We start from the raw sequence: 20162 nt of genomic DNA, 5'->3' as shown, positions 1-20162 counted from the left end.
CAAGGAAACTCGTGACACCGCCTGCTACAGCGGTCTCACCCATTCGAATCGGTAAAGGTGCGGGCAGCCGCAATCGCCCGGCCCAGGTCATGGGTCGGCGACGCTGCTCACAGGGCCAGCGGATTACCTCTGGTCGGATTGAACGGTGCAATGGCGCGATGGCGGGTCAGTGCCACCTGTGCGCAAGGAGCGGTTGGGCGGTGCCCAAGGGTGAAAGCATGTGTGTCATTGTGATTATTCATACTGCTTCAACGTGCTTTAGCTAGCGATAACAGACCCCTAATGTAAAAATGTCCGACACATAGAGCCATGCACAGCGCGATGAAAAATCCACTGCACTGTACAGGCCGCCGATGCAGTACACCGCGTTTTCCTGCAGGCGCCCGGCGTTACGCACACCTGAAGGCACAGCTTCCCCATGCTTGAATTACGACCCGACGCATCGCCCCCGCTGGTCAACCAGATCATCAACGGGCTGCGGGAGTTGATCGAGAACCAGACCCTCAAACCCGGTGCCAAGGTGCCCTCGATCCGGGCCTTCGCCGCCACCTATTCGGTCAGTACATTCACCGTGGTCGAAGCCTACGACCGCCTGGTCGCCCAGGGTTTGCTGGTCAGCCGCGGCAATGCCGGGTTCTTCGTCAACCGCTCGGCCGTGGAGCTGATCGAAAGCCAGGCCAGTGAGCCGGCGCCGGGCAAGCCGGAATTCAACTCCGAGTGGTACCTGCAGCAAATCTTCGAAAGCCGCCAGCTTGCGTTCAAGCCCGGCTGCGGCTGGCTGCCCAACGACTGGATGTTCGAAGACGGCCTGCGCCGGGGCATGCGCCAGGTTGCCAGCAGCGTGCTGGAACTGAGCGGTTACGGCGACCCCATGGGCCTGCTGGAACTGCGCACCCTCACCGCGCAGAACCTGCAACAGGACCTGCGCATCGTCGCCAACCCCAACCAGCTGATGCTCACCCACGGCGCCAGCCAGGCCCTGGACCTGGCCGTGCGCACCCTGGTGCGCCCGGGCGACGTGGTGCTGGTGGACGACCCCGGCTACCCCAACCTGATGAGCATTTTGCGCTTTCAGGGCGCGACCCTTCTGGGCGTACCGCGCACGCCCAACGGATACGACCTCGACCACCTCGAACGGCTGCTCGAACACCACCGGCCGACGGTGTTCTTCACCCAGCCGCACCTGCACAGCCCGACCGCCTCGCGCACGCCGCTGGCGCAACTGCACCGCCTGCTGCAACTGGCCGCGCGCCACGGCTTTCGCCTGGTGGAGAACAACCTCTACGCCGACATGATCAACGAGCCGCTGCCGTGCCTGACCAGCCTCGATCATCTACAGCAGGTGGTGTACGTCGGCAGCTACTCGAAGAGCATCTCGCCGAATGTGCGGGTCGGTTTCATGCTGGCCAACCCCGAACTGATGCAGCAACTGCTGCAACTGAAAATGCGTTCGGGCCTGACCACCTCGCAGGTGATGGAACGGGTGGTGTACGCGGCCATCACCGACGGCCGCTGGCGTAAGCACCTCAAACGCCTGCGCCAGCGCCTGGCCGATGCGCAGCAGCAGGTCAGCGAACAGCTCACGCGGCTGGGTTTCGAGCGCTTTATCGAAGGCGATGAAGGCATGTACCTGTGGACCCGCCACCCGGCCATCGCCGACAGCGCGGCGCTGGTCGACGACGCCCTGGAGCAAGGCATCATGCTCGGCCCCGGGCAGTTGTTCATGGTCGACTCACAAGCGACCGGGTGGATGCGCTTCAACGTCGCGTTCAGTACCGACGCGGCGTTGTGGGAGAAGCTTGAGAAATTGCTGGTCAAGCATGGGCGGCGTCAGTAGGAGCGGGCTTGCCCCGCGATGGCGACAAGGTAATCGATATAAATCGATTACTTTGAAAAACACAAAGCTCAGCGTCTATTTTATTCAACACGCACTCTTACCCAAAAACCCCGCCATAGAGCCACACAGATCGCTTTTTCGAACCCCGCACCGTACCAACCAGAAATTTCTTGTAAAAATTTAATTGACACACCTCTGTCACTCTTCTTATTTTCCCTCCCTGCCTCACCTTCATAAAAATAATTTCAAACCCTACGGGCAAGCGCCATCCATGCCAGTCTCTTCGCGTGCAGCACACCAGCAGAACACAGGAACGGTTCTCGACTCCGCAGCGGACGCACACTTCAAAAAGACCCTGAAACTCTGGCAAGTGGTCATCATTGGCCTGGCCTACATCGCCCCGATGACCGTGTTCGATACCTTCGGCATCGTCTCCGGCATCACCAATGGGCATGTGCCCAGCGCCTACGTGCTGGCGCTGCTGGGCATCCTCTTCACCGCGGTCAGTTATGGCGTGCTGGTTCGGCGCTTTCCCGAGTCTGGTTCGGCCTATACCTACACGCGCCGGGCAATCAACCCACACGTGGGCTTTCTGGTCGGCTGGTCGTCGCTGCTCGATTACCTGCTACTGCCGATGGTCAACGCCCTGCTGGCCAAGCTCTACCTGTCGGTGATGTTCCCCGAGGTGCCGGCCTGGGTCTGGGTGGTGGGCTTCGTCACGGTGATGAGCCTGATCAACATGCGCAGCATCAACCTGGTGGCCAACTTCAACACCTTGTTCGTCGCCATCCAGGCGCTGATCATCGGCGTGTTCATCTACCTCACCATACGCGGCCTGCACAGCGGCGAAGGCCTCGGCACTTCGTGGAGCCTGCTGCCGTTTGCCGACCAAGGCACGCACTTCAACGCCCTGGTCGCCGGCGCCACCATCCTCTGCTTTTCGTTCCTGGGTTTCGATGCGGTGACCACCCTGTCGGAAGAAACCGAGAACGCGCAGAAAGTCATCCCACGGGCGATCTTCCTGATTGCCTTGATCGGCGGCCTGGTGTTCATCGTCGTGTCCTACTACATCCAGGCGTTTTTCCCGACCATGGACCGGTTCCAGGACCACGAAGCGGCCCTGCCGGAAATCGCCCTGTATGTCGGCGGCAAGCTGTTCCAGTCGATCTTCATCTGCTGCACCTTCATCAATACCCTGGCCTCGGGCCTGGCTTCGCAAGCCAGCGTGTCGCGCCTGTTGTACGTCATGGGCCGCGACAACGTCATCCCGCGGCGCTACTTCGGCCGCCTGCACGGTAAATGGAAAACCCCGGTGATCAACATCGCCATCGTCGGGCTGATCTCGCTGTCGGCGATCTTCTTCGACCTGGTGACCGCCACCTCGGTGATCAACTTCGGCGCGCTGGTGGCCTTCAGCTTCGTCAACCTCTCGGTGATCGTGCACTGCTACCTGCGCGAAGGCTGCAACAAGACCTGGCTGGACAAGCTCAAGTACCTGGTGGTGCCGACCATCGGCTTTTGTATCATCGCCATCCTCTGGCTGGACCTGGACAGCCACTCGCTGCTGTTCGGCGGGGTGTGGGCGACGCTGGGGGTGTTGTACCTGGCGTACCTGACCAAAGCCTTCAGGGTCGCACCGCCCAGCTTCATTGCCGAGTAACTGCCCGTAGGAAACAGCCCGTCGATACTGACGGGCTTTGTGCATTCAACAACCCGACAGAACAAGGACGCCCTCATGCTGCTGCGCCGCCTGCTGATTCAATGGAAGATCACTTTGCTCGCCGGCCTGTGCCTGCTAGCCATCGTGGTGGTGCTGATGGCGGCCACGCTGATGCAGTCGAGCCGCAGCGCCGCGCTGGTCAACACTGCCAACACGCAGATGCTCGACCACAACGCACGGCTGCGCCTGCACACCTCGGCCCAGCTGCAGGCGGCGAATATCCAGCGCTACTTTCGCGATGCGTACCTGTATGGCGATGGCGTCGCGCAACTGGTGATGTTCTTGAAGGCCCAAGGCAACGACAACCTGCGCCACGACCTGACCGAACAGACCCGCAAGGCCTTGGGCAAGAACCCCGACCTGCTCGGCCTGTACCTGGTGTTCCTGCCCAACGCCCTGGACGGCAAGGACAGCGCCTTCAGCGATCAGGCCGCGGTCGGCAGCAACGAGAACGGACGCTTCTCGCTGTACTGGTCGCAGCCCAAGCCCGGCGAGCTGGAGTCTGAAGCCATGCCCGAGTCGATGCTTGCCGACACCAGCCTGTCGGCCAACGGCTCGGCCTACAACCGCTGGCTCACCTGCCCGCTGGAAACCGGTGAAGCCTGTGTAGTCGATCCGTACTTCGACAGCGTCGGCGACCGTACGCCATTGATGACCAGCATCGCCTTCCCGCTCAAGCAGGACGGCAAGATCGTCGGCGTCATGGGCTTGGACATCAGCCTCGACAACCTGCAGCAACTGAGCCTGGACGGGCGCAAGGAGCTGTTCGACGGCAACGGCCAGGTCAGCATCGTCAGCCCCGCCGGTTTGCTCGCCGGGCATAGCCGCGATGCCGCGCAGCTAAGCAAGAAATTCGAGCAAGTGTTCGGCCAGCACGCCAGCGCCGTGGCCGCGCAGATGCGCGCCGGCAAGGCGGCTGAGTTCAGCGACAACGGCGTGCTGCAGGTCAGCCAGTCGTTCGCCCCGGTGCCCGGCGCACAACCGTGGAGCGTGCTGCTGGAAGTGCCCGAACAGGTGCTGCAAGCGCCGGCGATTGAACTCAACGCGCGCCTGGACGCGCACAACAGCAGCGCCAACCTCAGCAGCCTGCTGATGGCCCTGGCCGCGGCCTTGGTGGGCCTGGTGGTGATCTGGCTGACCGCCCGTGGCGTGACCCGGCCGATTTTAAGTGTGGCGGCGATGCTCAAAGATATCGCCAGCGGCGAAGGCGACCTGACCCGGCGCCTGGACTACGCCAACAAGGACGAACTCGGCGAATTGACCCACTGGTTCAACCGCTTCCTCGACAAGCTGCAACCGGTGATTGCCGACGTCAAAGCCTCGGTGCAGGATGCGCGCAGCACCGCCGACCAATCGGCGGCGATTGCCAGCCAGACCAGCGCCGGCATGCAGCAGCAATACCGCGAGGTTGACCAGGTAGCCACAGCCTCCCAGGAAATGAGCGCCACCGCCCAGGATGTCGCCCGCAACGCCGCGCAAGCCGCCGAAGCTGCGCGCGGCGCCGACCTTGCCAGCCGCGAAGGCCTGAGCATGATCCGCAACACCACCCAGGCGATCGAACGCCTGGCCAATGAAATGACCGCCGGCATGCAAGAAGTCCAGCAACTGGCCAGCCGCAGCGAGCAGATCGGCTCGGTGCTGGAAGTGATCCGCGCCATCGCCGAGCAGACCAACCTGCTGGCCCTCAACGCCGCCATCGAAGCGGCCCGCGCTGGCGAGGCCGGGCGCGGCTTTGCGGTAGTGGCCGATGAGGTGCGCAACCTGGCCAAACGCACCCAGGACTCGGTGGACGAAATCCGCGTGGTGATCGAAGGCCTGCAACAAGGCACCCGCGAAGTGGTCGACACCATGCACAGCAGCCACCGCCAGGCCCAGGACAGCGTCGCCCAGGCCGAACAGGCGCTACCGGCGCTGCAGCGAATTGGCGAAGCGGTGACGGTGATCACCGACATGAACCTGCAGATCGCCTCGGCGGCCGAAGAGCAAAGCGCGGTGGCCGAAGAAGTGAACCGCAACGTAGCGGGGATTCGCGACGTGACCGAGTCGCTGTCGGGGCAGGCGCAAGAATCGGCGCAGATCAGCCAGGCGCTGAACCGCCTGGCCAATCATCAGCAGGGGTTGATGCAGATGTTCCGGGTGTAGCGCTCCCCTGTGGGAGCGGCGGTGCGACGACTCGACTTGACCCGCGATGAGGCTAGGATTGCGACCGCTGCGCGCTCGATCGCTGGCAAGTCCAGCTCCCACAGGGCCGGCATACACAGATTCACTGTGGGAGCGGCGGTGCGACGACTCGACTTGACCCGCGATGGGACCAGCAGCCAATGCACGATCTCACCGCCGCCGATAACTCTTCTTGCCACTGGGCGTCAGGCAGTACACCCCACCCCGCGGCCCCGTGCAGAAGCTTCCGGTCCCACAACCACAGCCCTCACTCGCCCCGCGCAACGACTGCAGTGAAGGCCGCGCAGCACTGCCGCCCCTATACGCCGTGCAACTGCGTTTCGACGCACTGATCGACCCGTCATTACACAAAAACAGATCGCCATCACATCCAGCAATCCCCCCCTTGCGCCCGGAGCAAGGCGTGTTGCCCGCCAACGCCGTGGACGCAGCCAACACCAGTACCAGGGCCAACCCTAGCCGCCCGTAAAAACAACGTGCCACAGCATTCCCTCCGTAGAATATGGCCGAATGCTATCAGCGTTGCCATAGCTCAGCAAAACCCGGCCATCCGTGCTCCCAGGGCAAAGCTGATTGTCCCCGTCGACTATCAACCCGGTGGCGATCCGCTAAAGGCGTAATGAGTAACGTTCACAGCAAAGTCCAGCGAAAAATCTCACCTTAATCGCTAACTGATTGATCTATATCAATATTTAACCAGTTAACCTATCAACAGATGCCCGCAACTGCCCGTTTAATGTCGAGAATGTCTACACCATTCACGGTGGAGAGTAGAGTTGAAGCGCATCAAGATAGTGTTGTGGACGTTGTTCATCGGCTTGACCCTGCTATGGGCACTGGCAGATACCTTTGTGCCCACCCCACTGACTTACTTCTCGCTACGTTCAGTGCTGGTGCAATACACCGGCGTCATCGCCATCGCCGCCATGAGCGTGGCGATGATGCTGGCCGTGCGCCCACGCCGCCCGGAACCGCTGCTGGGCGGGCTCGACAAAATGTACCGGCTGCACAAATGGCTCGGCATCAGCGCCCTGGTATTCGGCAGCGTGCATTGGGTCTGGGCCAAGGGCACCAAGTGGGCGGTTGGCTGGGGTTGGCTGGTCAAGCCGGCCAAGGGCGGCGGCGCGGCGCCGGAACTCGGCGCGATCGAGCAGGCGCTGCGCGGCCAGCGCGGCCTGGCCGAAACCCTGGGGGAATGGGCGTTCTACGCCATCGGCGTGCTGATCATCCTGGCCCTGGTCAAGCGCTTCCCGTACCACTGGTTTGCCAAGACCCACACGGTGCTGGCTGCGCTCTATCTGGTGCTGGTGTTTCACACCGTGGTGCTGCTCAAGTTCGACTACTGGCTGCAACCCATCGGCATCGTCACCGCACTGCTGCTGGTGGGCGGCACGCTGGCGGCATTGCAGGCACTGTTCAAGCGCATCGGCAAGCAGCGCAAGGTCCAGGGCCAGATCCAGACCCTGATCCACTACCCGCAGGCGAACCTGCTGGAAACCCACATCGCCCTGCAAGCGGGCTGGCCCGGGCACCAGGCTGGCCAGTTTGCTTTTGTGACCTCATCCGAATCGGAGGGGCCGCACCCGTACACCATCGCCTCGGCCTGGGACCCGCAAGCGGCGCAACTGCGCTTTATCACCAAAGGCCTGGGCGACCACACCCGGCGGCTGCCAACGCGGCTGAAAGAAGGCGACCCGGTGACAGTGGAAGGCCCCTACGGCTGCTTCACCTTCGAAGACCAAAAGCCCCGGCAGGTCTGGATCGGCGCCGGCATTGGCATCACCCCCTTCGTGGCCCGGCTCAAGCAACTGGCGCTGGAGCCGGACCGGCAACACAGTATCGACCTGTTCCACCCGTGCGGCGCGGATGCTGCCGACGCCATCGACAACCTGCGCGCCGACGCGGCCGCGGCCGGCGTGCGTTTGCACCTGTGTGTGTCTGGCCAAAATGGCCGGCTCAGTGGCGAACGCCTGCGCAAGGAAGTTGCCGACTGGCAGCAGGCGAGTTTCTGGTACTGCGGGCCTGCGGACTTTGGCCAGGCCCTGCGTGACGACCTGGTAGCCCATGGGCTGAAGCCGAAAGACTTCCACCAGGAGTTGTTCCAGATGCGCTGACGATCAGAGCACGTGGCGCGCCAGCAACCCGGGCACGGCCGCCACCAGCATCGCCACCCCGGACAGGGTCAACAGGCCCAGTACCAACCGGCGGAAGGTCACCTCGCTGATGCCGATGTACACCCGCGTACCGATCAGCGTCGGCAGCAGCATCGCCGGCGCCACCACCGCGAACATCGGCAGCATCGACGCGGTCACCAGGCCAGTGCCCAGGTACGTGAGCATGGTCACCATCAACATCGACAGATTGAAGTTCTGGATTACCGCTCGCTGCGCGTCGCGATCAAAGCCGCGCAGCGTGCACCACAGCGTCGGTACCGTACCGGTAAAACCACCGATGCCACCCAGCGCCCCGCCCGCCATCCCCACCACCCCGTCTGCCAGACGCCCGCCGCGCAACCGCGGCAAGCGCGGTGCGGCCAACATCAACGGGCACCAGAGCACCAGCAAGGTGCCGAACACCGCCTTGAACCAGAGCATATCCAGGTAAGGCAACACCCACACCCCCATGGGAATGCCCGCCAGCCCGCCCAGCACAAACGGCCACAACAATCCCCAGCGAAAGCCCCGGCGCATGCTGAACGCCGCAATCAACTGCCCGGTCAGCCCGCCGAACACCGTCAACACCGCCGCCACCTGCGGCTCCAGGCTCCAGGCCCAGAACGACATCGCGACCATGCCGAAGGCAAAGCCCGACAGGCCCTGGACAAAGCCGGCGACCATGGCGCCGAGGGCGATCAGGTAAAGAGGGTCCATGAGGAGTGGCGTCCTTTTCGTGATGACGGAGAATCAGAACTGGCACACATGCTATTACAGTGGGAGCGGGCTTGCCCCGCGATAAGGCCGCCAGATCACTTACCAGCCTTACGCAACCGCAACCGCCGCAGCACCGCAAAACGTTTACAAAACTGCCGATGGTGGTGACTGTTCAACAAAACCAGCGCCACCGAGGGCAGTGCAATCGACGTCGCGGAAAAAAACAGATGGAGACCGGCTCCCAAACTGGCGATGGCCATCAGCAGACTCGTCACCGCAACCGCAACGAGACACCATACCCCCCAGGCAAAACCGTTAGCGATCAGACCAGCGCCTACGCCACACACCGCCGCCCCGAGCAAAATCACAATCAGCACATACCCCATGTTCTCGAGATGCCCGGCAAAGTAGGCGTACTCCAGCTGCACCGTTGCCAGCGCAATAGAGGCCATGGTCAAGAAAAGCGCGGCGCAGGAGCGGCCCATGTAACGCCCCAAGAACGCCGCCATTCCTGGATACCGCAACACATCCACAGGCTCACCGGGCAAGCGCTTGGCTCGCGGAGCCTTGCTGATCTCGACAAACCTTGCATATAGCCGCCGATAGCCCTGGCTGTTGAACACCAGCAGGCCAGCCAGGGGACAGAAAAGCGCCAGGTAATAAACCAGCCCAGGTGGACGCTGGGCATACATCCCCAAAGCGACCAGCAAGCAACACACCAGCAGTGCCACCAACCACCAGATCAACCGCGTGCTCCCCCACACCAGCAAGAGGTGCAGCAGGGTCGGGATAACCACGCCGTTCTTCACGCCGCGCAAGATGTCGGATGAACTCATGGCGCTCAGAGAGTGTGCGCCGTTAATCACCAGCATCAGGCTCATGAGGGAAGCAACGGACAGCAACCAGCTCAAGGTCAGCAGCGGAAAATTGCGGCGCAGGCACGCGTTGATTTGTTCTTGGTGATTCATCCGTGAACCTTTGAGGGTGAGGGTTCGATTTTATCGTTTGCCAGACACAGGCTTGAAGTGATTGCGCCGGATATCCGACAGGGTTTTGCTCATTTCTCGATAACGGCGGCTGTTATACGCCAACAGCGCCACCTGCGAAACACGCCTCTCCCAGGCGGATGATCGCATCGGTGAAGGAGATGAAAGTCAGGAAAAATCCGCTCCATAGCAAGGAGTGAGCATTGACGTATGTAAGCCGGCAATTGCGACGGATCTAGCACTGGCCCGTTCTCCTTGCCGAACTCGCTAAGTGAACCCGTCCCGTCCTCGGTTCTCCCTCTCCCGCAACCTCATCAGCCGCCGTCGCATCTCGCGGTGGCGCTCGCTGTTGAACAAAAGCAGAGCCAGCAACGGTGCCAACAGCGCCAGGGTAAAAAGTGGCATGGGCGTGCGGGGGCCATAGGTGGAAAGGGTTAGTAGCATGCACGCGCCAAGCACCATGACGACAAGCCATATGCCGGAGCGCCGCCCTCGAAGCTGAAGCATGTTGCCCACGCTCAGCAGCAAAGAGCAGACCACGAGTGAAGAAATGATGTACTCGGGTAGGTCGGGATGGGTCTTGAAATGAATCAGGCTCGCGAGTGCTATCGCCAGTGAGAAGGAAAAACAGCTCAACATCAATGCTGCGGCATAGACGGGGAAGTAGCGGTGTGAAAACCGCGAAGCCATGCTCATCTCAACGGACTCTCCACTTTTTACGCTGCTTACGTATCACCACTAGGCGTTTGCACATCATCCGGTAACGGCGGCTGTTGATCGTGAGCAGGGCAGATAATGCAGTGATCAACGACACTGCGAAAAACACACGGTTAGTCGATGCCCCGTATGTAGCAAAAGTTGCTAAAAGGCTAGTCAAAACAAGCGCAACGGTGATCCAGACAGCGTGGACAAAGCCTCTCAGCAACAAGATGTGAGCTAGGAACAATACAAACGAAGCCCCAAGTACCGCCAGCATTACCTGCTCAACGTCATGCAGATAAACACCTAGAACATGTACCGACGCAAAAACCATGGAAAACAGCGCAAGAAAAAAACCGTTTGCAAAATACGAAAAATATCGCATCATTCGTTCGACGACCGCAGGAACTAGCATCATTCGTCTAATTCCTCAAAAAGCCCCAAGACGATTGTCTGGACGTTAGTATTACTACCAATCCCCAATGCCACACCCAATGCGTCCTTGATCAAAGTGGTAGTGGAATGTTTGATCTCTGTTGGTGTATATCGCTTAGGTAGATTGCCTAAACGCTGCTGCAACCTGATCTGCTTAGCAGTTAACGAAGGGTGTTTGATTGATAGCAATTCTGCCGTCAAACTCTTGCGCTGTTGACGACTCAGCCCTCTCAGCAGATCGAACCAACCTCTATCTGTAGCGTTCCTACGAACCTGTAAAAGCCGAAAAATACTCATAGAAGAAGTTGCCAACCCCGCAGACGAAATGGCTTCAAGCGACGACTCAATTAAACGCACAGCAACCATATCATCTAGGAAATCATTCAGTTCAGGCTTGGCAACTTCAATAGTGGTTCTCATACCCCCGATAACACACAGTCCAATTCCTGCCACGACGGCCGCTGTGCTCACAACCGAAATCGCGACGCCAACCGGGCCGCCGAAAGCTACGGCAATGGAACCGCTGTATAGCACCCGCCAACTGATGTAGGTACTCACGCAGGTGGCAGCAGTACCCAATAGCCTCTCGAAAACTCTAGGCTCTCGTGGATCGCTGCTGAGCTGCTCCAGATACTGTGCAGGAGCCAAATACCTTTTCACCTCCCGCAACACCACCCGCTTGGGCAGCACACTACAAATCGGCCGAAACTCCCGCAACGTCACCACGTTGTAGTCCGCATCGATGTACACCACCCCTGCCCCAACAATCCCAGGGTCGGCATCAATCGCCGCAAACAACCTCGGCACATTGACCAGACTCTCAATCCGCTGGCGCGCAAAGTACTGCGACGGGCTCGCGCCAAGCCCGCTCATCCTTGAGTCGTTCATGGGGTCTCCTGAAACGTGAAAGCGCCTGCAAACCCGAAGGTTGCAGGCGCTTGAGCGGCCTAGTTTTAGCAGCTAAAAACCAACGTTTCAGAAGTGTATTTTTGCCGGTTATGTCGTCCTACACACTCAAAACAAGAATGAAAACAATGCCTTGTAGGAAGAAACCCTCAGAGCACTTGTAGACCTGTTACCCAGCCATTGTTTCCACCGGGTCAATCACCTGTAACGCTACGTTTGAGCTCAGTTCGACCAGGCAGAGCAGGTGCGAGGTTCCATCACCGCCGAAGAACTTGTCTGCCCGATCTCCGGTCAGTTTTTCCTGGAACTTGAACGGTGTCGTGATAATCCGCTTGATATCTTCCTTGAAGCTCTGCGTATTGGCGTTGATCCATTCGGCTGCTTTGCGTCGCTCGGCAATCGGCGCTTTGGGCGTGTCTGTGCTCCTGAGCAAGACGGCAGGATCGATATCAAGGTCTTCGGTGTTGTAGCGCATGAACACATGGCACAGCTCATTACCCTGGTGGTCAGCAACCGCCACACGCAAGTTGTACCCGCCCCTCCTCGCCTTGCACGCCTGCTCGGTTGCATCAACGCCAACCTCCCACTGCACCTGGCCTCTGATTTCGCCCTTTTCCATATCGATCTGGTTTTCAATGAACGAGTACACCGTTCTGTTCACCCTGACCCAGCCGAGCTTGCCGGCACCGGATATACACAAATAGCGGTGCTGAGGCTTGAGCTCGTGGGGGGCCTTGCCGACGGACCAGGTCAACAGTTCTTCGCCTTTCAACGAATGTTGAAGCTTGGCGTTTTTTTCATCGTAGCGCGAAACGATGGTGCACTTTCTGGGGTTGGACTGCGGCCGCTTGGCCAACTCCGAGCGAACCTCGGCATCGATTGCCCGCTCGCCGCGTTGCACACTTGCACGCGATTTTTCAGCAGCAATCAAGTCGCGATCCAGTTCTTCGGCCTGCTTGCGCAACGCATCGTATTTGCCAGCCAGCGCCTTCGCAGCATTGTTAACCGACTCCAAAAAGCCCGACGTCAGCAAAGTGGCCTTACGCTCCATCTTCGCCACCAATGCCTCAACGCCCTTGCTGACCCCAAGAACGCGAACGTTGGTCTCAAAATTCGCGCTCGCACCCCGCTCGGTAAAATTCTGGCTGCCCAAGATCACAAAGCGGTCCTTGGCAACGACCATCTTCGCGTGAAGATTGGGCAAGTAGTAAACCGGGATCTTTTTCTTCAGGAGGGATTTGATGGCACTGTAACTGGAGGCGCCAGAGGCAAGCACCTGCACATTGACCAACGTATAAACTTTGGCGCTTTTACCCAGCTGGGCAATTTCCAGCGCGACCGAACCGGTCAGGTACGGCGAGAAAATCTTCAGATCAACCTTGTCGTTTTGCAGCTGTTCTTTTATCAGCGGCACGATATTGCTAGTGAACTTCAATCGTCGGCTACCTTGTACGAATCTCTGCCGATAATACTACATTGCCACTATCAACCGATTAGCCCAAAATCCCGCCCCTCGCACGCCCAAGCCGCCCTACAAGGAAACCGCCATGGCCCAGCCCCTGCTCGATGCCTTCATTGCATGGATGAGCGCCAACCTGGACAACGCCACCCTCGCCCACGGCTACCAGAACCGCATGAGTGGCGAGCCCTGGCACTGCAGCAGCCTGTTCAACGCCTATGAAACCTACCACTGGCCGCACCCGGCGATTGCGCACCTGGACATCGACAAGGGCAGCGACATCACCAGTAACACCCGCGCACTGACGGCGCTTGAGCAGCAACTGCAACGCGCCCTGGCGCCCGCGCCTGAAGACCTCGCCGCCAGCCGCGCAGCCATTGATGTGATGATCTGGGGTGGCGTACAAAACGGTAACGTCAGTTGGCTGACCAACAATGCCGAGGGCTTGGCCCAGCTGTTGATCCACACTCGCGACGCAATCGACAGCGGTGCTCTGAATCATCAACTGCTACTGGACCCCGAGCTGCGCTTCAACGCCGGCATGACCAAGGTCTACTCGCTGATCTGCAAGCAGTTGGTGATTTACGACAGCCGCGTTGCTGCCGCGCTGGGCTGGGCGGTGGTGAAATTTTGCAAGCAGGTCGAGCCTGAACTTACCCAGGTTCCGCCCGAGCTGGCCTTCCCCTGGGCGTCGGCCAGGCCGAACAAGGGCATCTGCAAACAGCGCGATCCGTCCCAGGGCAACTTGCAGTTCCCGCCGCTGCAGGCCGGCACCCTGCACGCGCAGTGGAACATCCGCGCCAGCCAGATACTGGCGGCGGTGCTCGCCCATGACAATGCAAAGCACAGCGGCTTCAACCAGGACGACGGTACAGGCAGCAGCCCGTTGCGACGCCTGGAAGCGGCGTTGTTCATGATCGGCTACGACCTGGGCGGCGGTACGGTAACGAATTCGCAGCCAAAGGCTACCAGCCAGAGCGAAGTAATTGTGCCAACAGTCGGCTGGACTGAAGGCTGGACGCCGACACAGCGCAAGGCTTTTCTCTATCGCCTGACCGACCAGGGCTTCGAAACCCTGGGCAAGAGCATCACCCGCTACCCGCTGCCGGTAATCAACGACACCCTCAACTACCTGTGGCAGCAGTTCGGTCGCGGTCAATTCCCCTTGGCCAACAGCGCCGACGGTGTGCCGGCCGGCACCAGCGAAGAAGGCATCGGCACCGCTTACTACCAGGCAATCAACCGGCAACAGCGGGTGCCGGAGTCGAGCCGCCTGGCTGCGATCCTTGAGGACCTCGGGGTGATTCAGCTAGTGAGCCGTGGGAAAAAGCACTGGGTGTTGAACCTCGAGTTGCTGGACGCTAACCATAAAGGCGCTTTGGATATCGAGCCGCTGGTGCTGCGTTTGCTTGAAGACGAGGCGCAGGACTAGCCCGCGCTGCCCGCCCGCAGTCATCGCCTCGGCCTCTTCGGCGAGCGCTGGTCCAACAGCTGCGTCATTGCGGCCGGTCCAGCATGGCGTGAGCCACATCCTCCACCAGAGCTTTGGCCATGCCGCTGAGGTAATGCGCCGCCCAGACCAGCTTGGGGTCGTGCTCGATGCCGGCCTGCAGGGTCAACCGGTTTACGCAGCCCATCAGCAGCGACGACTGCTCCAGAGCGAACGCCGCACTGTGTCCGGGCTCGACGCGGAACAGCCTTTGTGTGGAATGCCCACTTTCGCCTTCACCGAAGGCCGCGATGCCAGCGGTCTTATAGGTGCTGACTGCTTTCAAATCCTCATCCATTGACAGGTCCTCCTGCTGAAATCGCTAGCCCGCGTTGCCAAGGGATTTCGTCAGCAACGCGGGCGTCTGCTTATTGGCCACTCAGTGGCGTGACTGCACCTTGCTCAAGGCCACTTCGACCAGAGCCCAGGCGTGTTCGATTTCATGCAGGGTCGCCAAGGTGAGGACCTGGTCGGGAGCTTTGGGATGGAGCAGGACGGATTGTCGGGCGATGGTCTGGGCGCGGACCAGGTATCCGGAGGTCTGGACCAGGAGGTCTTCGAGGGATTGGTTGGGGTGGTGAGGTGGGTCGGGGACGATTTTTAACATTACGAACTCCTTTGCTTTACGGAGCCGCCACACATTTGCTGTCAAACAAAAGGTGGCAGCCATACGTGGGTTGACAGACCGGCAAAGCAAAGGAAAACCCGGCGCACACGAAGGTGCCCCACGTACAGCCGCCATAACGCGAGCACATGCGGATTCACTTTGAATTCGGTCTGTCAAAACCGGTCGTTGAATTGGCAACGACTGGCGGAGACTAGAGCGCCAAAGGAACCACTGCAATGGCTTAAAGGCGGTGCGAGTATGATTGGGAAATGGACTACATGGAATCAGGAAATTCTGAAGATTTTGAGGGGCGGATGTTCATCGGCAAGGTCATCGAAAAGAACGGCAAAAGCCTGCCAGAGTGCGCAGGCTATTCGCCATTCACTAGCGTTTTGCCATAAAATGGCCGGTTGCCGAAAGAACCGTCATGGCCATAGCCATGAAGGGCTTTCATTCTTTCCAAATAACTGTGGTGAAGATGAACAAGCCTTTCATTTCGCTGTGCCCGGAAATTACTCGGGCACACGCACTGACGCTCATGGATTGGTTGGAAGATGAGCGCGTTACCTGCTACTTGAGCGATTCGCGTCATGTCTCCCGCTCCATCGAGCAAGTTATCGATCGAACCCAATTGCCGATCCTGACCCATCTATTCAACCGGGGCGGCCGATTCTTCATGGCCTACGACCGGCATGACGCCCCGGTGGGCTTTGTCCGTCTCATCAAGACCGGCCCTAATTGCGAAATCGTCCTGGTCATCGGAGACAGCGACAAATGGGGCCGAAACCTTGGCGCGCGCACAATCCGCGAAGGCATGAAACTGGCCTTCCTCGACATGCGCGCCGAGAAACTCATCGCCAAGATCCACCCCGACAACACCCGCTCGCTGAAAGCCTTTGTGCGCAGCGGCTTTCTGCTTGAAAGCGAAACACCGACATTGAAGTCATTTTCCATGACGGCGGCGCGCTATCTCCAGTACCTGCGCGAAGGTGCCGTGGCCGATTCCACTGAGATCTACATCACCGAAATCGACAAGGCCAGGCTCGAGGGCCTGATCGCGCTCGAACAAGGCCCGGCGGTTGTTGAACTCGAACATGAGCTAGAGCGAGCCATTGTCGTCACGCCGCAGCAGGTGGCGCGCAATGTCGTCACGATGAACTCCAGGGCCTTGCTGCAACTGGACGACGAAGAGATCGAAGTGGCCCTGGTCTACCCTGAAGACGCAGACAGCAGCGCCGGAAAGTATTCCGTGTGTTCCGACATCGGCGCCGCCATCCTCGGCTATCAGGAGGGGGACGCCATCGACTGGCGAGTTTCTGACCGGACTCGCCGGATCGGGATCAGGAAAGTACTTTACCAGCCAGAGGCTGCGGGCGATTTCCACCTGTAATTGAGCCTTTGGCTAAGTGCTCCATCAGGCACGAAGATCCCCAACGATTTCCGTGCCTGATGCAGACAGGGTGGACAAGGTCAGGACTTGGCCAGAGGACCTCCTTCCTGCGCTCGATTTGGTAACAACAAGTAGGACCATTCCTTCATTTTCGTAGGATCTCGCGGTATGGTTGCTGGCGATATGCCAGACCTGTAAGGACGCGAGATGCAATTTTTCTGGGTGAACCTAGGTACAACGCACAAAGAGGCCAGGGCCGGCAATTTTCTCTGGGCCCCACTGAGTTCGCGTACACAAGCCGGCAAGGTACAAACCCGTCGCCACTGGGACAACGTCGGTAAAGTTAAAGCCGGAGACTTGATCTTCTGTTACCACGACAACTACCTACGCGCGATTGCCAAAGCCGAGCGCGATGCCTACCAAGCCGAACGCCCTCCAACTCGCTCGTTCAACGAGTGGAGCAACCAAGGGCACCGAGTCGATATCACCCTCACCGACCTCAAGCACCTCTTGCGCAGCGACGACATTGCACCCACCTATCAGGCACAATTCGATGCCCGCACAGAGCCATCGTTGTTCAACAACAAAGGTAGTGTGAATCAGATCTACATGGCGCAGTTGCCTGCCGATGCTGCGCTGTACTTGTTGGAGCAAGCTGAGGTTATTGCTGACTACGAAGACCAGCTCGTTGATGCTGGCTCGCCAGGAGAAACCCCTTCCGTTACGACTCGAGAAGCGCTCGTAAAGGCTCGAGTTGGCCAAGGCACGTTTCGAACAGGATTGCTCAAACGCTGGGAGAAAAAGTGTGCGTTGACCGGGCTAAAAAATCCCAACCTATTAGTTGCCTCGCACATTCAAGCTTGGGCCTTAGCCGACAACAATGCCCGGCTGGATACAGACAACGGACTGCTGCTGGCCACCCATATTGATCGACTCTTCGACTGTGGATTGATTTCCTTTGGTGAGGATGGGCGACTGCTGATCAGCGACGATTTGGCAGTGGAGGAACACAAAATTCTAGGGCTGGACCAGTACACATCGATTCCGGCCTTGAGTGAGGGCAATCGCCGCTATCTTGAGAAGCATCGCAAGCGATTTAGTTTTGCGTAGGGGGCGTTTCCAGATCGAGTAAACTCCGCTCCATTGATCTACACGGTCCTTTTTGCCCGAAATCAAAATCAATTGACAAGGAAAAAGATCTGCAACCATAGAACCTCAGGCTTCAAGGGGACAATGGTGGGTTTGCTTAGTATCTCGGACTCAATGTGCTCGACCAACCCCTGAGGAAACCAATATTTAGCAAGGGTGTGACGGGGGTTCAAATCCCCCGGCTCCACCAAATGATCAAAAAAAGACGTCCACGGACGTCTTTTTTTGTGCCTGCGACTCAGTAAATACGCGGCCTCCAGCGCTTTTGCGGTCTTTCAAGAGTTTTTGAGTTCCAGCCATTCGGGTATTCCAGGCGGTATTCCAGCTCACCCGGTGCTAATCTTTGGAATACCGAATCAGTGCTTGAGGACAATCTCATGCCTGCTCAAAACCTCCGCCTCTCCGATCGACAACTCAAGGGAGTCAAACCCGCGTCCAAGGATTACGTCCTCACGGACGGCGACGGTTTGCAGCTCCGCGTACGCAGCAACGGCTCGTTGCTGTGGAATTTCAACTACCGCGAACCGGTGACCAAGAAGCGCATCAACATCGGCTTCGGGACCTACCCCGAACTGTCGCTGGCGAACGCACGAAAGAAGGCAGTCGAAGCGCGCGAGCTGCTCGCCCAAGGCATCGATCCGAAGGTGCAGCGCAATACGTTGAATGAAGCCAAACGCGCAGAAACGGAACATACCTTCGAGAACGTGGCCACCGCCTGGTTCGAGCTCAAGAAGGACTCGGTCACCCCGGCCTACGCCGAGGACATTTGGCGGTCGCTCACGTTGCATGTATTCCCCGACTTGAGAACGACACCACTCGCAAAAATCACCGCGCCGATGGTGATCGCATCGCTCCGCCCCATCGAGGCGAAAGGCAGCCTGGAGACAGTCAAGCGTCTCAGCCAGCGGCTAAACGAGATCATGACCTACGGCGTAAACTCCGGCCTGATCTTCGCCAACCCGCTCAGCGGCATCAGGGCAGTCTTCAAGAAGCCCAAGAAAGAGAACATGGCTGCGCTTCCGCCCGAAGAGCTCCCCGAGCTCATGCTGGAGATCGCGAACGCCAGCATCAAACGCACCACCCGTTGCCTGATCGAATGGCAGTTGCACACGATGACTCGCCCCGCCGAGGCGGCAACTACTCGCTGGGCTGACATCGACTTTGAAAGGCGTGTCTGGACTATCCCACCGGAGCGGATGAAGAAGCGCCGCCCACACAGCATTCCGTTGAGTGATCACGCGGTCGCACTGTTGGAGTCACTGAAGACTCACAGCGGCCATCGAGAATACGTCTTCCCGGCAGACAGAAACCCGCGTACTCATGCCAATAGCCAAACGGCCAACATGGCATTGAAACGCATGGGGTTCCAGGATCGGTTGGTTAGTCACGGCATGCGTTCGATGGCCAGCACCATCTTGAATGAGCATGGGTGGGACCCGGAGCTAATTGAGGTCGCACTGGCGCATGTCGACAAAGATGAGGTGCGCAGCGCCTACAACCGAGCCGACTACATCGAGCGCCGGCGCCCGATGATGGCTTGGTGGAGTGAGTACATCCAGAAGGCCGCCACCGGCAGCCTGCTCGCCTCAGCGTACGGCCAAGTCAGAGACAAAAACGTGGTGCCGATCCGCTAGCGCTGTACAGGCGCAATAACGGCGGCGACAGCAACTGAGCGCTCAAGATTCAGGGCGAGCAGCCTCGCTCATCCGCTTCTCAGCGCGGGTCCATCCAAACAGGGCTGCAAAGCCGCCCTGTTTGGATGGACCTCACCGTGAAGAGCTAAAAGCCACGACGTTGTCCGAGATTTACCACGGAATTCCACCAGTGGATAACCGCTTTTCACGTCCCCAAGAGCGCTGAATTTCGGCCCTTGACCGGGTTTATCCACAGGCGTAGAACTGGCTGTGCAAAGGCTGTCGATGACAGCACCCCAGGTGACCCGAACCCTAAAGGTCACGCCGCTCCCGCGGTGGTTCTCCCCAAGGGCGATTCGCATCCGGCAGCTCGCCCGGTCACCTCTCCGGTGATGGATGCTCTCTAATCTCATGGCCCTCGTGCGCCAGCGACACCGTACTGTGCTGCCCTGCAGCAACCCCATCCGCTTGGCCGAATTTTGCGCCAACCTGTGCCCGTCTCTTTCTTCTGGAAAGAGACGGGCACTTCTACCACTGCTGCAGCCCTGATCGCACATGGCTTTGCGGCAATTCCCCTCGTGACAATCGGCGTGACAAACGCCGATGTCACCAGCAACAGCCATGTAGATGATGGTGCCGCAGACCAAGGAATGGACTGCACCTGACTGACAGTCAGGCATGCCCCGGTCATCGCATTGCTGCTTGCACCTGGCTCAGGATCTCGCGGCGCTGGTCTCGTCAGCCAATGCAGCCTCCACCCGCCCACCGGCAACGGTGCTCAGGAGGCCAGATCATGAGAT

The 20162-nt window shown here is 59.3% G+C and carries 18 protein-coding genes and 1 pseudogene; 10 read left to right on the top strand and 9 right to left on the bottom strand.

What is annotated here, in order from left to right:
• The first annotated feature begins 418 nt into the window (after nt 1–418).
• The 4 genes and pseudogenes from BLR26_RS13300 (at nt 419) to BLR26_RS27735 (ending at nt 5699) form a co-directional block, all read left to right on the top strand.
• Nucleotides 419–1837: an aminotransferase-like domain-containing protein gene (locus BLR26_RS13300; RefSeq protein ID WP_093381222.1), complete on the top strand. Its 1419-nt coding sequence runs from the start codon at nt 419–421 to the stop codon at nt 1835–1837.
• Between the two features lie 271 nt (nt 1838–2108).
• The gene (locus BLR26_RS13295; protein ID WP_093381219.1) at nt 2109–3497 is read left to right on the top strand and encodes an APC family permease; all 1389 of its coding nucleotides are present in this window, start codon (nt 2109–2111) and stop codon (nt 3495–3497) included.
• 75 nt (nt 3498–3572) lie between these two features.
• A pseudogene (locus BLR26_RS27740) lies at nt 3573–4841 on the top strand (HAMP domain-containing protein); the annotation flags it as partial.
• Between the two features lie 102 nt (nt 4842–4943).
• Nucleotides 4944–5699, top strand: coding sequence for a methyl-accepting chemotaxis protein (locus BLR26_RS27735; protein WP_371128676.1), 756 nt, complete (start codon nt 4944–4946; stop codon nt 5697–5699).
• Between the two features lie 189 nt (nt 5700–5888).
• On the opposite strand, the gene BLR26_RS27485 is transcribed toward BLR26_RS27735, so the two are convergent.
• Nucleotides 5889–6221, bottom strand: coding sequence for a YdcA family protein (locus BLR26_RS27485; RefSeq protein WP_093381213.1), 333 nt, complete (start codon nt 6219–6221; stop codon nt 5889–5891).
• Between the two features lie 293 nt (nt 6222–6514).
• Between BLR26_RS27485 and BLR26_RS13280 the strand changes: the two genes are divergently transcribed.
• On the top strand, nt 6515–7852 hold the full coding sequence (locus BLR26_RS13280) for a ferredoxin reductase family protein (protein ID WP_093381210.1): 1338 nt from the start codon (nt 6515–6517) through the stop codon (nt 7850–7852).
• Between the two features lie 3 nt (nt 7853–7855).
• On the opposite strand, the gene BLR26_RS13275 is transcribed toward BLR26_RS13280, so the two are convergent.
• From BLR26_RS13275 to BLR26_RS13250, 6 genes are all read right to left on the bottom strand, one after another.
• Nucleotides 7856–8608 (bottom strand): sulfite exporter TauE/SafE family protein, encoded by a 753-nt coding sequence (locus BLR26_RS13275; RefSeq protein ID WP_093381207.1) that lies wholly within the window; start codon nt 8606–8608, stop codon nt 7856–7858.
• A 95-nt stretch (nt 8609–8703) separates the two neighbouring features.
• The gene (locus tag BLR26_RS13270) at nt 8704–9576 is read right to left on the bottom strand and encodes a hypothetical protein (RefSeq protein WP_093381204.1); all 873 of its coding nucleotides are present in this window, start codon (nt 9574–9576) and stop codon (nt 8704–8706) included.
• A 285-nt stretch (nt 9577–9861) separates the two neighbouring features.
• The gene (locus tag BLR26_RS13265; RefSeq protein WP_093381201.1) at nt 9862–10290 is read right to left on the bottom strand and encodes a hypothetical protein; all 429 of its coding nucleotides are present in this window, start codon (nt 10288–10290) and stop codon (nt 9862–9864) included.
• A 1-nt stretch (nt 10291) separates the two neighbouring features.
• Nucleotides 10292–10711, bottom strand: coding sequence for a hypothetical protein (locus tag BLR26_RS13260; protein ID WP_093381198.1), 420 nt, complete (start codon nt 10709–10711; stop codon nt 10292–10294).
• Nucleotides 10708–11616: an NAD synthetase gene (locus BLR26_RS13255; RefSeq protein WP_093381195.1), complete on the bottom strand. Its 909-nt coding sequence runs from the start codon at nt 11614–11616 to the stop codon at nt 10708–10710. The genes BLR26_RS13260 and BLR26_RS13255 overlap by 4 nt, the downstream gene beginning before the upstream one ends.
• A 187-nt stretch (nt 11617–11803) precedes the next feature.
• Nucleotides 11804–13069, bottom strand: a complete 1266-nt coding sequence (locus BLR26_RS13250) for a phospholipase D-like domain-containing protein (RefSeq protein ID WP_093381192.1) — start codon at nt 13067–13069, stop codon at nt 11804–11806.
• 112 nt (nt 13070–13181) lie between these two features.
• Between BLR26_RS13250 and BLR26_RS13245 the strand changes: the two genes are divergently transcribed.
• The gene (locus BLR26_RS13245; protein ID WP_093381189.1) at nt 13182–14525 is read left to right on the top strand and encodes a hypothetical protein; all 1344 of its coding nucleotides are present in this window, start codon (nt 13182–13184) and stop codon (nt 14523–14525) included.
• A gap of 64 nt (nt 14526–14589) precedes the next feature.
• On the opposite strand, the gene BLR26_RS13240 is transcribed toward BLR26_RS13245, so the two are convergent.
• Together BLR26_RS13240 and BLR26_RS13235 are read right to left on the bottom strand one after the other, a co-directional pair.
• Nucleotides 14590–14880, bottom strand: coding sequence for a DUF3077 domain-containing protein (locus BLR26_RS13240; RefSeq protein ID WP_093381186.1), 291 nt, complete (start codon nt 14878–14880; stop codon nt 14590–14592).
• Between the two features lie 81 nt (nt 14881–14961).
• Nucleotides 14962–15189, bottom strand: a complete 228-nt coding sequence (locus BLR26_RS13235) for a hypothetical protein (protein ID WP_093381185.1) — start codon at nt 15187–15189, stop codon at nt 14962–14964.
• Between the two features lie 269 nt (nt 15190–15458).
• On the opposite strand from BLR26_RS13235, the gene BLR26_RS27480 reads away from it, so the two are divergent.
• The 4 genes from BLR26_RS27480 to BLR26_RS13220 all read left to right on the top strand — a co-directional run bounded on the left by BLR26_RS27480 (nt 15459) and on the right by BLR26_RS13220 (nt 19362).
• Nucleotides 15459–15590, top strand: coding sequence for a hypothetical protein (locus tag BLR26_RS27480; protein ID WP_256326716.1), 132 nt, complete (start codon nt 15459–15461; stop codon nt 15588–15590).
• A gap of 26 nt (nt 15591–15616) precedes the next feature.
• The gene (locus BLR26_RS13230) at nt 15617–16579 is read left to right on the top strand and encodes a bifunctional GNAT family N-acetyltransferase/nucleoside diphosphate kinase regulator (RefSeq protein WP_093381182.1); all 963 of its coding nucleotides are present in this window, start codon (nt 15617–15619) and stop codon (nt 16577–16579) included.
• A gap of 207 nt (nt 16580–16786) precedes the next feature.
• Nucleotides 16787–17689 carry an HNH endonuclease gene (locus BLR26_RS13225; RefSeq protein WP_093381179.1) on the top strand — a complete coding sequence of 301 codons (903 nt, stop codon included), beginning with the start codon at nt 16787–16789 and terminating at the stop codon, nt 17687–17689.
• Between the two features lie 416 nt (nt 17690–18105).
• Complete coding sequence (locus BLR26_RS13220) at nt 18106–19362, top strand: integrase domain-containing protein (RefSeq protein WP_093381176.1); 1257 nt, start codon at nt 18106–18108, stop codon at nt 19360–19362.
• The last annotated feature ends 800 nt before the right edge of the window (nt 19363–20162 follow it).

This window comes from Pseudomonas sp. UC 17F4 (assembly GCF_900101695.1).
Lineage (GTDB): Bacteria > Pseudomonadota > Gammaproteobacteria > Pseudomonadales > Pseudomonadaceae > Aquipseudomonas.
This window is presented reverse-complemented; position numbering and strand designations above follow the sequence as displayed.